Origin of the sequence: Leifsonia shinshuensis, assembly GCF_022606355.1 — a bacterium.
Classification (GTDB): domain Bacteria; phylum Actinomycetota; class Actinomycetes; order Actinomycetales; family Microbacteriaceae; genus Leifsonia; species Leifsonia shinshuensis_B.
The window spans coordinates 430,755-444,667 of sequence record NZ_JAHHZQ010000001.1 but is presented as its reverse complement, the minus strand read 5'-3'; the positions used below and the strand labels follow the sequence as shown (position 1 = coordinate 444,667).

Genomic DNA, 13,913 nt, shown 5'->3' with positions numbered 1-13,913 from the left:
ATGCGTCCGCTCGATCCCCGCCTTCTCCGCTACGCGTCGGCCACCCGGCTGACGCTGGCGGCGGGTGCGCTCGTCACCCTGGCGCAGACCGCGGCGGTCGTCGCGTTCGCGTGGCTCGTCACCCAGCTGGTGGTGCGCGGGATCGCGGGTTCCTCTTTCCCCGAGCTCAGCGCGCTGTTCGCGGGCCTCGTCATCGTGATCGTCGCGCGCGGCGTGCTGCTCTGGCTCGCGGAGGCCATGTCGGCGCGCGGGGGAGCGATCGTCGTCGGCCAGCTGCGCGCGCAGCTGGTGGACGCCTTCGGCCGGCTCGGCCCGCAGGGGCTCGCCGGGCGCAGCAGTGCGGACCTCACCCTCGTGGCCGGTCGCGGGATGGACGCCCTCGACGGCTACTTCGCCCGCTATCTGCCGCAGTTGATCGCCACCGCGGTGGCGATGCCGCTGCTGGTGCTCGTGATCGGCTGGCAGGACCTGACCAGTGGGATCATCCTGGTGCTGACCCTGCCGCTCATCCCGGTGTTCATGATCCTGGTCGGCTGGGCGACGCAGGCGGCGCAGAAGCGCCAGTGGGCGGCGCTGTCGACGCTGTCGAGGGGCTTCCTCGACGTGGTCGCCGGGCTGCCGACGCTCACGCTCTTCGGGCGTCAGCACCGGCAGGAGGCGCACATCCGCCGGGTGAGCGAGGAGTACCGGTCGCGCACGATGAAGGTCTTGCGGATGTCCTTCCTCTCCGGGTTCGTGCTCGAGCTCGCGGCCAGCCTGTCGGTCGCGCTCATCGCCGTCGCGATCGGCCTGCGCCTGCTGGGCGGCTCCCTGGACCTCTCGGTCGGGCTCTTCGTCCTCCTGCTCGCGCCCGAGGCGTTCCTGCCGCTGCGGAACGTCGGCGCCGCCTATCACGCTGCCACGGAGGGCATGGCGGCAGCGGCCGATGCGTTCGAGGTGCTCGACGCCGCGGCAGAGGTGCTGCCGGAGGCGGCCGTCGCGGCCCTGGGCGCGCCCGGACTGGTGTTCAGCGATGTCACCGTGCGGTACGAGGGGCGGGACGCCGTGTCCGGCTTCGTCGCCGAGGTGGCGCCCGGAACGCTCGCCGTGCTGAGCGCTCCGAGCGGAGCAGGCAAGTCGAGCCTGGTCGCCGCTGCTCTCGGTTTCGTGGCGCACAGCGGCCGTATCGCCGCGGGCGGACGGGAGGATGCGGCCGGCCGTCGCGGCGCGATCGCCTGGGCCGGTCAGCGACCCGGGCTGCTCGCGGGGACCATCGGCGAGAACGTGGCGCTCGGCGATCCGGAGCCCTCCGCCGCCGCCATCGAGGCGGCACTGCGCGCGGCGGCGGCCGGCGAGCTGTCGCCGGCGCTCGTGGTGGGCGCTCAGGGCGCGGGACTGTCCGGCGGCCAGGCGCAGCGCGTGGCGGTGGCCCGGGCCTTGTACCGACTGCGCGCACGGTCGTGTCCCGTGCTGATCCTCGACGAACCGACGTCCGCACTCGACGCGGCGACCGAGGAGGAGCTGGTGGGCTCGCTCCGCCGGATCGCCGACAGCGGGGTGGCTGTACTCGTGGTCAGTCACCGGGAGGCCCTCGTGGCCGCTGCCGACGCACTCCTGTCGACGGAGGTGTTGTCCGATGTCGCTCGCTGAAAGCACGCGGCAGGAGGAGGAGGAGGAGCGCACGCAGACGCGGCGCATCCTCCGCCTCGCCCTGCCTCCTGCCCGGCGGCTGTGGGTGGCGATCGCGTTCGGCGCACTCAGCGGCGCCTGCGCCGTGGCACTGCTCGGGGTGTCCGCGTGGCTGATCACGCGCGCGGCGGAGCAGCCGGCGCTCATGTACATCTCGATGGCGGTCGTCGGCGTCCGCGCCTTCGCGCTCGGACGGGCGTTCTTCCGCTACTTGGAGCGCCTGGCCGGCCACGACGCGGCGTTCGGGCGCCTGGGGGCCATCCGCTCCGACCTGTTCGCGCGGTTGGTGCCGCTCGGGCCCGACGGGATCGGTGCCCGGCGCGCCGCGGACGGCCGCCGCGACGAGAGCGCACGCGGGGGCCAGCTGCTCGCGCGGCTGGCGGACGACGTCGACGAACTGCCCGACTTCGCCCTCCGGGTGGTTCAGCCCGTGGTGTCGGGCGGGATCGTGGTGCTGGCGGCCGTCGTCGCGGCGTTCCTGTTCCTCCCGGAGGCCGGAGTCGCCCTACTCGTGACGCTCGCCGGAGCCTTCCTGGTCGGCACACTGGTGAACCGGTGGGCGGCCGGCGCATCCGAGAAGCGCATCGCGCCCCTCCGTGCCGAGGTGTCCGGCGCGGTGAACGACCTCGTGACGAACCTCGACGTGCTCATCGCCTTCGACGGCCTCACGGCCGCCGGCGAGCGCGTCCGTTCCGCGAGCGCTCGGCTGACCGCGGCGATGCGCTCACGCGCCGCGGGCCTCGGGGTGACCGCCGGCGCCGTGTCGGTGCTCGCCGGTGCCGCGACGCTGCTCGCGCTCGCCGGCGGCATCCCGGCCCTGCAGGAGGGTCGCCTCGACGGACCGTCGCTCGCGGTCGTCGCACTCCTCCCGCTCGCCGTGTTCGAGGTGTTCGGCTCGCTGCCGCTGGCGTTCGGCGCGTGGCGGCGGGTGCGTGCGAGTGCGGAGCGGATCGCCGACACCGTCCCCGCGTCCGTTCCCGACGGGGTGCCCGTCGACGCCGCGGACGCGGGGGAGTTCGCGGTGACCGGGGTGCCCGGCCTCCGGGTGCGGCTCGCGTCGGCGCACTGGCCCGGTTCGGCCTCGCCCGTGCTCCACGAGGTCGACCTCGACCTGCGTGCGGGCGAGCGCGTGGTCCTCAGCGGCCAGACCGGAGCGGGCAAGACCGCGCTCGCCCACGTGCTCACTCGCTTCCTCGATCTGGAGGGCTCCTACACGATCGACGGCGTGGACGTGCGATCGGTCCGCCAGGACGACGTGCGTCGGGTCGTCGGGCTGGTGGAGCAGCAGCCCTACCTGTTCGACTCCGACCTGCGGCAGAACCTCCTGTTCGCGCGCGACACCGCGACCGACGAGGAGCTGCTGGCCGTGCTCGACCGCGTGGGCCTCGGCGAGTGGACGGCCGCGCGCGGCGGTCTGGACACGCCGGTCGGCGAGCGCGGCGCCCTCGTCTCCGGAGGGCAGTCTCAGCGCATCGCGCTGGCACGGGCCCTGCTGGCGGACTATCCGGTGCTCGTCGTGGACGAGCCGACCGCGAATGTGGACGCCGCCGTCGCTGAACGCATCGTGCGCGACATCCTCCGCACGGCCGCGGACGACGGCCGTACCGTGCTCCTGATCTCGCACACCGAGGTTCCCGACGCCCTGATCACGCGGCGCCTCCGCCTGGAGGCGGGCACACTCGTCGCCTAGCGCCGCACGGCGGAACGCTCAGCGGAGCGGCCGCGCGAGCGCGGCGAATCGTGAGCGCCAGGCCGCGGTGCGCGCAGGGTCGTGGCCGAGGGCGGGGCCGTCGACCCAGACGGTGACATCGCGGATGCCGTGCAGCGCATTGACGGCCCAGAGCGTCACGCCCGCGAGCTCGGAGGGGCGAACCGCCTCCTCCTCGACGGGGACTCCCAGGGCGGCGGCGACGCCGCGGACCGTCCGTGCCGACACGCTGTCCACCCGTGCGAATTCGAACGGCGGTGCGTAAAGCGTCTCGCCGCGCCACCAGAGCAGCGCCGTCGTCGTCCCATCGCTGACCCGGCCGCCGTCGAGCAGCACGGCCTCCTGAGCGCCGTCGCGCTGCGCTCGTTGGCGGAGCACGTTGAGCCGGTCGATGTCCGGCCCTTTGAGGTGCGGCACCTGCCGCGGGTCCCTCGCCGCGGTCGCCACCACCAGGTCGGTGCCCAGCGGAGGGGCCGTCCGCAGACGGAAGCGGAGGCGGAGGGCGTCCCGTGCCCGCACGAGCTCGAACCGCGGGAACCACCGGCCGTCGTCGGGCAGGAGTGCGACGCCGGCCTCCCAGAACGCGTCGAGCGCCGCGGGGTCGTCGAAACCCTGCTCCGCCGCGGACTCGGCGAATCGCTGCCGGTGCAACCCGAGTGCGAGCGCACGCCCGGAGGCGACGAGGAAGGAGTCCGCGGCCAGCAGCTCGGTCTCCACGACCTCGCAGTCGTCGCGCACCGCGAGCGCGCCGGCCGCCCAGTCGTAGAGGGTGACCGTCGCGTCCATCCGATCAGGCTAGTGCAGACTGGGAGGGTGCTCCTCCCGCCCCGCACGCGCCGCCTCGACACCGCCGTCGACCCGGCCGACGCGTTCGTCACGCTGTTCGGCGACGGCGATCGCGATGCGGTCTGGCTCGATGGCGGGGTCGGCGCCGAGAGCGGCCGCAGCTTCCTCGGCACGGGTGCCCGCGTCATCAGCGCCTCCGTCGCCGCCGGCACGGTCACGGACGACAGCGGCACGAGCGAGGGCACGATCCTCGAGCGGCTCCGCGAACACCTCGAAACCGGCGGGGACACCTCCGGCTTCCCGCTCGGCTGGACCGGCTGGCTCGGCTACGAGGCCGGTGCCGCGACGCTCGGGGTGCCCTTCCATGCCGGAGCGGGCGCGGATGCCGCGTTCCTGTTCATCGACCGCCTGATCGCGTTCGATCATGTCGATGGCACGGTGACCGTCGTCGACGCGACGGACGACGGCGACTGGCTCGCCTCCACCGCCGCAGCGCTCGAGACGGCCGCGGGAACCGCCGACGCCTACGAGCAGGCGCACCCGATCGGCTCCTCGGAGGCGGCGGCGCAGGTCGCCTGGCGTCACGACGACGCCGCCTACCTCGGCATGATCGCCGCGTGCCAGGAGGCCATCCGGGCCGGCGACGCCTACCAGCTCTGCCTGACCAACACCGCGACCGCGCGCACCGACGCCGACCCGCTCGCGGTCCACCTCCGCCTGCGCCGCGCGAGCCCGTCCCACCACGCGGGCTTCCTGCGGATCGCCGGTGAGACGCTGGTCAGCTCCTCGCCCGAGCAGTTCCTCCTCGTGTCGTCCGGCGGCGCCGTCCGCACCAAGCCGATCAAGGGCACGCGCCCACGCGGCGCGACCCTCGCCGACGACCTCCGGCTCCGCGCCGAGCTGGAGGCGAGCGAGAAGGAGCGCGCCGAGAACGTCATGATCGTCGACCTCATGCGCAACGACCTCGGCCGGGTGAGCGTCACCGGGAGCGTCGGCGTCCGTCACCTGCTCGAGGTCGAGAGCTACGCGCAGGTCCATCAGCTGGTCAGCACGGTCGAGGGGCGACTGCTGCCCGGCCTCACCGCGGTGGACGCGCTGGCCGCCGCGTTCCCCGCCGGTTCGATGACGGGCGCGCCGAAGCTCTCGGCGATGCGCATCCTCGACGGGCTCGAGAGCGGCCCGCGCGGAATCTACGCCGGATGCTTCGGGGTCCTGGCCGCCGACGGCTCCGCCGACCTCGCCGTGGTGATCCGCAGCCTGCGGTTCCGCGGCGGCACGGTGACGATCGGCGCAGGAGGCGGCATCACCGCGCTGTCGGTGCCGGAGGACGAGCTGGACGAGGTGCGCGTGAAGGCCGACGCACTCCTCCGAGCCGCCGGTCTGCGACCTCCCGGACCGCTCCCAGGGAACGGATCACACGGCGCGAACGTTTAGTACCCTGGAAGCTCGGGCCACGCGCCCGACGCCTTCTCGCCGCGAGGCCTGTCCGGCCGCGGCGACATCCGAGAGAGAGTCCAGTGGCACACGAGCACGATTCAGCGACAACACCGGTCCGAGAGGCCGGAGCGCACTACGACTTCGCCGAGATCCAGAACAAGTGGCTTCCGGTCTGGGACGAGCTGAAGCCGTTCTCGACGGCCGACCCCGACGACAAGCGGCCGCGCAAGTACGTGCTCGACATGTTCCCGTACCCGTCAGGCGACCTGCACATGGGTCACGCGGAGGCGTACGCGCTGGGTGACGTGATCGCCCGCTATTGGCGGCACCAGGGCTTCAACGTGCTGCACCCGATCGGCTGGGACTCCTTCGGCCTGCCCGCCGAGAACGCCGCGATCAAGCGCGGGCTCGACCCGGCCGGCTGGACCAACGACAACATCGCACAGCAGAAGGCGTCCATGCGCCGCTACGCGCCCAGCTTCGACTGGGATCGCGTACTGCAGACGAGCGACCCCGGCTACTACCGCTGGAACCAGTGGCTGTTCCTGCAGCTGCACGAGAAGGGCCTGGCCTACCGCAAGGCCTCCCAGGTCAACTGGTGCCCCTTCGATCAGACCGTGCTGGCCAACGAGCAGGTCGTCAACGGCCGCTGCGAGCGCTGCGACAACCTGGTGACCAAGAAGAAGCTGACCCAGTGGTACTTCCGGATCACCGACTACGCCGACCGCCTGCTGGACGACCTGAACCAGCTGGAGGGCGCCTGGCCCTCCAAGGTGCTGTCGATGCAGCGCAACTGGATCGGCCGCTCCACCGGTGCCGACGTGCAGTTCGCCATCGAGGGCCGCGACGAGCCGGTCACGGTGTACACCACGCGCCCGGACACGCTGTACGGCGTGACGTTCATGGTGGTCGCCCCTGACTCCGACCTGGCTGCCGAGCTGGTGGCGGACGTCCGCCCGGAGGTCCGCGCGCGCTTCGACCAGTACCTGGAGGCCGTGCGCGGCACGACCGAGATGGACCGGCTGAGCACCGACCGCGAGAAGACCGGCGTCTTCCTGGAGCGGCACGCGGTCAACCCGCTGACGGGGGAGCGCATCCCGATCTGGGCGGCCGACTACGTGCTGAGCGACTACGGCCACGGTGCGATCATGGCTGTGCCGGCCCACGATCAGCGCGACCTGGACTTCGCGCGTGCCTTCGACCTGCCGGTGCGCATCGTCGTCGACACGACACAGCCGGTCACGGGCGCCATCCCGGTCATCCACACCGACCCCGTGACGGGCGAGCCGATCCTGCCAGAGGACGCTCCACTGGAGAACCCGTCGGAGACGGGTGTCGCGCTGACCGGCGAGGGCCGCCTGATCAACTCGGGCCCGTTCGACGGGCTGAGCAAGTCGAACGCCATCCGTCGCGTCACCGAGGCGCTGCAGGGTTCGGGGCTGGGCGCGCCGGCGAAGAACTTCCGCCTGCGTGACTGGCTGATCTCGCGTCAGCGCTACTGGGGCACGCCCATCCCGATCATCCACTGCGAGCAGTGCGGCGAGGTGCGTGTGCCCGAGTCGGAGCTGCCGGTGCTGCTGCCTCCCGCGGAGGGCCTCGACCTGCAGCCGAAGGGCACCAGCCCGCTGGGCGCGGCGTCCGACTGGGTCAATGTCTCCTGCCCGAACTGCGGCGGCCCGGCCACGCGCGACACCGACACGATGGACACGTTCGTCGACAGCTCGTGGTACTTCCTGCGCTTCCTGAACCCGAACGATCCCACTCAGGCGTTCGACCCGAAGGAGGCCGAGAAGTGGGCGCCCGTCGACCAGTACGTCGGCGGCGTCACGCACGCGATCCTGCACCTGCTGTACGCGCGCTTCATCACCAAGGTGCTCTTCGACCTGGGCTCGATCAGCTTCACGGAACCCTTCACGGCACTGCTGAACCAGGGCATGGTGCTGATGGACGGCTCCGCCATGAGCAAGTCGCGCGGCAACCTGGTGAAGCTGTCCGAGCAGCTCGACGAGCACGGCGTCGACGCGGTGCGCTTGACCATGTCGTTCGCCGGCCCGCCGGAGGACGACATCGACTGGGCCGACGTGTCGCCGGCGGGAAGCGCGAAGTTCCTGGCGCGCGCCTGGCGCGTCGCGCAGGATGTCTCCAGCGACCCCGACGTGGTCTGGAAGACCGGCGACCCTGCGCTGCGCCGCATCACGCACCGGTTCCTGGCCGACGCGCCTGGCCTGGTCGAGGCGTTCAAGTTCAACGTGGTCGTCGCGCGGCTGATGGAGCTGGTGAACGCGACCCGCAAGGCCATCGACGGAGCACCCGGTGCTGCGGACGCGGCCGTGCGAGAGGCCGCGGAGGTCACGGCCATGGCGTTGAACCTGTTCGCGCCCTACACCGCGGAGGACATGTGGCAGAAGCTGGGCTATGAGCCCTCCGTCGCCCTCGTCCCGTGGCGCAAGGCCGACCCCACGCTGCTGATCGAGGAGGCCGTCACCGCGGTCTTCCAGGTCGACGGCAAGGTACGCGACCGGGTCGAGGTCTCGCCGAAGATCACCACAGACGAGCTGGAGGCCCTGGCCCGCGGTTCGGAGGCGGTCACCCGCTCGGTCGGCGACCGGGAGATCGTGAACGTGATCGTGCGCGCCCCGCGCCTGGTGAACATCGCCACCCGCGGCTGAGCCCGAGCGTCCGCCGCGGTCGCGACGGTGAGCGGCGGTCCTCCCCGGGAGGGCCGCCGCTCGTGTTGTCCGTGGATGCGGTGGCGCATCCATCGGTCGGGTGCGGCGGCTGCGATGATGTTCCCGTGATGACGACCGCGCCAGTTGAACTGCTCTTCGAACTGAGCCAGGCCGGTGTCGATATCGACGATCTATGGGAGCTCGTCCAGACCCGTGACTCGTACGATGCGGCGATTCCGATTCTCGTCGACTGGTTGGCACACCTGGATGATCGAGTTCCTCCCGAGCTTCGAGCTCGGGTCGAAGAGCCGATAGTGCGGGCGCTGACCGTGCCGGAGGCGCGCACGTCGGCTCCGCCGGTGCTCCTCGAACGTTTCCGGTTGCCTCAGATCGACCCCGGTCGAGGTGTCCGTTGGGTGATCGGGAACGCCCTGGGAGCGATTGCCGGCGAAAAATACTTCGACGAGATCGAGATCCTCGCGCGAGACACGCGGTACGGGCGGGATCGTGAGCAGTTGCTGCGCTTCTTCGGGCGATCGAAAGACCCGCGCGCGGTGCCTCTTCTCATCGTGCTGCTGAACGACGACGACGTGGTCGCGCACGCTGCCGAAGCCCTGGGCCGCCACAGGGATCCACGTTCACGCGGTCCCCTGGAGACGCTGCTCGCCCACCCGTTGCCGCTGGCACGTCGCGAAGCCACGAAAGCGCTGAGGAAGCTCGCCTAGCCCCCGCGTCGCACCATCGGACACCGCCGATTCCGTGCCTGACGGCCGTCCGTGGCAACGGTGGTTTTCACCCCCGCCGGTGGCCGTGAGCTGGAGTCCTCCCCACCTCCGCCGCCAACCGCGTTCTCCACGGATTCGGCGTTCGCCTGATCGCGGTTCACGCTCCTTCCTAGCGTGGAGGCATGCGACATCGGGCGGGGGAGACGGACCGGGCACCGTCGCGCCGGCTGAGGGTCGGCGTCGGTGCCGCGACCGTGCTGCTCATCGCCGCGTTCGTCGTCGCCGCGCTGGTGTCGGGGATGACCGGAGGACGGAGCGTGCCGCTTCCGTCTGCCGTGCCGACGTCCGCGGTGCCGGGCGCCTCGTCGTCCGGAGCCCCGCCTGCGGCGGCGGGTGATGAGCTGTACGTGCACGTCTCCGGCGCGGTCGCGCGGCCGGGCCTGATCAAGGTCGCCGGCGGTTCGCGCGTCGTCGACGCGGTCGAAGCAGCGGGTGGTTTCGCCGAGACGGCGGACCCGGCGGGCGTGAACCTCGCGCGGTTCCTGCGTGACGGAGAGCAGTTGCGGGTGCCGGCGGTCGGCGAGGTTCCCGCACCGGGCGATGGCGCGGCGTCGGAGGCCGGTGCCGTCGGCGGTCGGGTCGACCTGAACAGGGCGAGCGCCGCACAGCTCGAGACGCTGCCACGGATCGGGCCGGCGCTGGCCCAGCGCATCATCGAATGGCGTGAGGCACACGGCGGGTTCTCCGCCGTGACCGACCTCCGGAGCGTATCCGGTGTGGGCGAGAAGCTGTTCGACGCGCTGAAGGACCGGGTGACGGTCTGATGCCCGACCTGCGTCTCGTCATCCCCGCCGTCGCACTGTGGGTCTGCTGTGGAGTCGGGATCGGCGTGAGCGGCGCGATGCCGGTCGTCGCGGTGTGCGCGGGCGTGCTCGCGACGACCGCCCTGGTCGTGGCAGCAGCGGCCGGACGCCACGAGCGAGGCGCGCGCCGCTCCCGCCGCCTCGCCGCCGCCGCCGTCGCTCTCGCTGCGGTGGCGCTCGGTGCTGTCGCCGTCGGAGCGCAGGCACCGCAGCGCACTGATCCGGTGCTCGAGACCGCGGCGAAGCAGAAGCATCGTGTGGAGGTCGCGGTGCGTGTCGAGAGCGCGCCCCAGCGGTCGGCGGCAGGCTTCGACGGTGTCGAGCACTGGCGGCTGCGCGGGACGACCGTGGTGCCCGGCCCCGCGGGAGCCCGCCCACAGATGGCGGGACGAGGCGACCCTCGCACTCTCGTCGGTGGCGGCGTACCCGTCTCGATCGTCGTGCCGGGCGATGCCCGGTCCGCGCGCTCCTACGCGCTCGGCGCCGTCATCACGGCCCAGGCATCGGTGCTCGTCAACGAGCCGGGGGAGAAGACCAGCTACCGCCTTCGCGCGCCCCAGGCTCCCGTCGTCCGGGACGCGCCGCCGCCCTGGCTCGCCTGGGCGGCGCCCGTGCGCGACGCGTTCGCGCGGGCTGCGTCCTCAACGCCGGGCGACGGCGGCGACCTGCTGCCCGGTCTCGCGATCGGCGACGAGACCGCGGTCGGCCCCGGCCTCGACGAAGCGATGAAGGTCTCGGCCCTCAGCCATCTCACGGCTGTGTCCGGCGCGAACTGCGCGCTCGTCACCGGCCTGGTGTTCCTGCTCGCGCGAACCGTCGGTCTCGGGCGTCGGACTCGCATCGTCGCCGCTGCCGCCGCGCTCGCGGCGTTCGTGGCACTCGTGGGTCCGGGGGCCAGCGTGCTCCGCGCCGCGGCCATGGCGACGGTCGTCCTCCTGGGGCTGGCGCGCGGCCGTGTCGCGGATGGATTGCCGGCCCTGGCCCTGGCCGTGGTGGTCCTGCTCGTGCACGATCCGTGGCTCGCCCGCGACTACGGCTTCGCTCTGTCCGCTCTCGCGACCGCGGGACTACTGCTGCTCGCGCGACCGCTGACGGCCGCTCTGTCGCAGTGGCTGCCACGTGGCATCGCCCTCGCGCTCGCGGTTCCGCTGTCGGCGCAGCTCGCCTGTCAGCCGGTGCTTATCCTGCTGACGCCGACCCTTCCGCTCTTCGGCGTCCCGGCCAACCTCGTCGCCGAGCCGGCCGCTCCGGTCGCGACGGTCCTCGGGTGCATCGCCTGCCTGCTGCTGCCCTGGGCGCCCGCGCTCGGACAGCTCCTGGTCTGGCTGGCCTGGCTGCCATCGGCTTGGATCGCACTGGTCGCCCGGTTCGCGGCGGACCTGCCCGGTGCCGCCCTGCCGTGGCCGGACGGCGTTCTGGGAGTGCTGTTGTGCGCGCTCACTCTCGTGGCGGTCGCGCTCCTGACCGTCCGCCGTCGTCTGCCGCGGGTGCTCGCGTCGTCGGCGACGATCGCCCTCGTCGGCGGTGCCACGCTCTATGCCGGCGCACTGGGCGGGAGCGAAGTCGGTCGAGCCGTGAGCATGCCGGGGGACTGGCGCATCGCGGCCTGCGATGTCGGCCAGGGAGACGCGCTCCTGCTGCGGGACGGCGACCACGTCGCTCTCATCGACGTGGGGCGCAAGCCGGAGCCGCTCGCGCGCTGCCTGGAGATGCTCGGCGTCGACCGCCTCGACTGGGTGCTGCTCACGCACTTCGACGCGGACCACGCAGGCGGGGTCGCCGCGGTGCTCGGTCGCACCGCTCGGGCGATCGTCGGCCAGCCGGACCGTCCGGCCGACGAGCGCTACCTCGAACGGCTCAGAACCGCCGGCATCGGCATCGAGACCGGGAGGGCGGGGATGTCCGGAGTGCTCGGCAGCACGCCCTGGCAGATCGTCTGGCCCCCGGCCGCGGTGCCGGGCGGAACTCAGCTGAGCGGCAATCCGGGCAGCCTTGTCGTCCGCACGGAGGGGCGTGGGCTCAGCGCGCTGTTCCTCGGCGACCTCGGAGCGGGTGAGCAGGATGCCCTGCAGGCATCGGGTTCGATTGGGCCGGTGGATGTCGTGAAGGTCTCCCACCACGGTTCGGCCGACCAGAGCGCCCTCTTCTACCAGAAGCTGCGCGCGCGTCTCGGTCTGGTCTCCGTCGGAGACGACAACGGCTACGGCCACCCGACCGCGAGGGCGCTGTCGTTGCTGCGGGAGTCGGGCACGGTCGCGGCGCGCACCGACCGGTCGGGCATGCTGCTGGTGTCGTCGGCGCCGGGCGGTCCGGCGCTCTGGACGGAACGCCCGGACGAAGAAGGGACGGTCGAGGAGGGGACGGACGAGGAGGGCACGGGTGAGAGAAGTCCCGGCGCGGAGAGTGCCGGTGGTCGCCCCTATCCTGGATACGGACGAGGAGGAACGTGGCGACACGAAGCAACAGCAGGGGCGGTGGCTCTCGAGGCCGCGCGGGCGCGAGCGGCCCGAAGAGCGCGATCCCTCAGCTGGCCTGGAACCAGATCCGGCCCGCGCCGGTCGTCCTGGTGTCGGGCACGGAGGGCTTCCTCGCCGATCGCGCCACGCGGATGCTGCGCGACCTCCTCAAGCAGGACGACCCGAGTCTCGAGATCAGCGACGTGTCCGCCGCCGACTACGCCCCGGGCGAGCTGCTCACGCTCGCGAGCCCCTCCCTGTTCGGCGAGCCGCGCCTCATCCGGGTCGATGCGGTCGAGAAGACCGGTGACGGCTTCCTGGCCGACATGCTCGACTACCTCGCCGCCCCGGCCGAGGGCACCGTCGTGGTGCTGCGCCACGCCGGTGGCGTTCGCGGCAAGAAGCTGCTCGACGCCATCCGCGCGGGCACGGGCGGAGGCATCGAGGTCGTCTGCGCCGAACTCAAGAAGGACACCGAGAAGTACGACTTCGCTCAGGCGGAGTTCGCCGCCGCGGGTCGCAAGATCTCGCCCGGGGCTTTGCGGTCGCTCACCTCCGCGTTCACGGACGACCTCGCCGAGCTCGCCGCGGCGTGTCAGCAGCTGCTCTCCGATTCGGCGGAGCAGATCACCGAGGCGACCGTCGACAAGTATTACGGGGGCCGGGTCGAGACGAACGCGTTCCAGGTCGCCGACGCGGCCATCGCGGGCCGTCACGGCGAGGCGCTGGTGACGATGCGGCACGCCCTCGCGTCCGGTGCCGATCCTGTCCCGATGGTGGCGGCATTCGCCAGCAAGCTCCGCACGATGGCGAAGATCTCCGGTGCCAGGGGCGGATCCGGGCAGCTCGCCCAGCAGTTCGGCCTGGCGCCCTGGCAAGTCGACCGTGCCCGCCGCGATCTGTCCGGCTGGACGGAAGACGGTCTCGGCCGCTGCATCGAGGTGCTCGCCGAAACCGACGCCAACGTGAAAGGCGGCGGCCGCGACCCGGTCTACGCCCTCGAACGGATGATCCGCATCGTCAGCACGCGCGGCCGCGCGTGAGCGCAGCAGGACGGGCGGCTGAGCCGCCGCGCTGCTGCTGCGCTTTGACGCGGTAGTGGCGTCGGGCGCCGCCTGAGGGCCGGACACACGGCGAACGGCGCCGAGGGCCGCGTTAGCGCGGGACACGCGGGTGCCGGCGTCGAGCACAGCCACTCCGGCAGGGACTTGCGGGCGGCGACTTCTAGTGCCAACTCAACATGGAGACCGCGGGCGACGGCGCCGAGCGCCGCCACCTCGGCGCGGGACCGGCGTGCGGCGACTTCGAGCGCCGTCACCTCGGCGCGGGACCGGCGTGTGGCGGTTTCGGGCGCCGCCACCCGGCGCGGGACCGGCGTGTGGCGGTTTCGGGCGCCCCCTCAGTGCGGGACCGGCGTGCGGCAACTTCGGGCGCCGCCGCCCGGCGCGGGACCGGCGTGTGGCGGTTTCGGGCGCCCCCTCAGTGCGGGACCGGCGTGCGGCAACTTCGAGCGCCACCACCTCAGCGCGGGACCGGCTGGCGGCGACTTCGAGCGCCGCCACCTCGGCGCGGGACCGGCTGCCGGCGGCGGCGGGCGCCAC

Annotated in this window: 9 protein-coding genes and 1 pseudogene; 8 read left to right on the top strand and 2 right to left on the bottom strand. The window is 72.5% G+C overall.

Annotated elements, in window-relative coordinates; genetic code table 11:
• Both cydD and cydC read left to right on the top strand, forming a co-directional pair.
• On the top strand, window positions 1–1,629 hold the full coding sequence (gene cydD, locus KNO15_RS02240) for a thiol reductant ABC exporter subunit CydD (protein WP_241701780.1): 1,629 nt from the start codon (window positions 1–3) through the stop codon (window positions 1,627–1,629).
• Window positions 1,616–3,358, top strand: coding sequence for a thiol reductant ABC exporter subunit CydC (gene cydC / locus KNO15_RS02235; RefSeq protein WP_241701778.1), 1,743 nt, complete (start codon window positions 1,616–1,618; stop codon window positions 3,356–3,358). Before cydD ends, cydC begins: the two co-directional genes overlap by 14 nt.
• An 18-nt stretch (window positions 3,359–3,376) precedes the next feature.
• Here the strand turns inward: cydC and KNO15_RS02230 are convergent, their stop codons facing one another.
• A complete protein-coding gene (locus KNO15_RS02230) occupies window positions 3,377–4,162 on the bottom strand; it encodes an aminotransferase class IV (RefSeq protein WP_241701776.1) in 786 nt (261 codons plus the stop codon).
• A gap of 27 nt (window positions 4,163–4,189) precedes the next feature.
• Between KNO15_RS02230 and pabB the strand changes: the two genes are divergently transcribed.
• The 5 genes and pseudogenes from pabB to KNO15_RS23260 form a co-directional block, all read left to right on the top strand.
• A complete protein-coding gene (gene pabB, locus KNO15_RS02225; protein WP_241701774.1) occupies window positions 4,190–5,596 on the top strand; it encodes an aminodeoxychorismate synthase component I in 1,407 nt (468 codons plus the stop codon).
• 83 nt (window positions 5,597–5,679) lie between these two features.
• Window positions 5,680–8,268: a leucine--tRNA ligase gene (gene leuS / locus KNO15_RS02220; RefSeq protein ID WP_241701773.1), complete on the top strand. Its 2,589-nt coding sequence runs from the start codon at window positions 5,680–5,682 to the stop codon at window positions 8,266–8,268.
• Window positions 8,269–8,396: 128 nt separating this feature from the next.
• Window positions 8,397–8,993, top strand: a complete 597-nt coding sequence (locus tag KNO15_RS02215; RefSeq protein ID WP_241702662.1) for a HEAT repeat domain-containing protein — start codon at window positions 8,397–8,399, stop codon at window positions 8,991–8,993.
• A gap of 182 nt (window positions 8,994–9,175) precedes the next feature.
• A complete protein-coding gene (locus tag KNO15_RS02210) occupies window positions 9,176–9,817 on the top strand; it encodes a ComEA family DNA-binding protein (RefSeq protein ID WP_241701771.1) in 642 nt (213 codons plus the stop codon).
• Window positions 9,817–11,928: pseudogene (locus KNO15_RS23260) on the top strand (ComEC/Rec2 family competence protein); the annotation flags it as partial. The gene KNO15_RS02210 and the pseudogene KNO15_RS23260, both read left to right, overlap by 1 nt.
• A 128-nt stretch (window positions 11,929–12,056) precedes the next feature.
• Here KNO15_RS23260 and KNO15_RS02200 read toward each other — a convergent pair.
• Entirely contained in the window at window positions 12,057–12,233 is a 177-nt protein-coding gene (locus KNO15_RS02200) for a hypothetical protein (protein ID WP_241701769.1), read from the bottom strand.
• A gap of 69 nt (window positions 12,234–12,302) precedes the next feature.
• Between KNO15_RS02200 and holA the strand changes: the two genes are divergently transcribed.
• A complete protein-coding gene (gene holA, locus KNO15_RS02195) occupies window positions 12,303–13,355 on the top strand; it encodes a DNA polymerase III subunit delta (protein WP_241701768.1) in 1,053 nt (350 codons plus the stop codon).
• The last annotated feature ends 558 nt before the right edge of the window (window positions 13,356–13,913 follow it).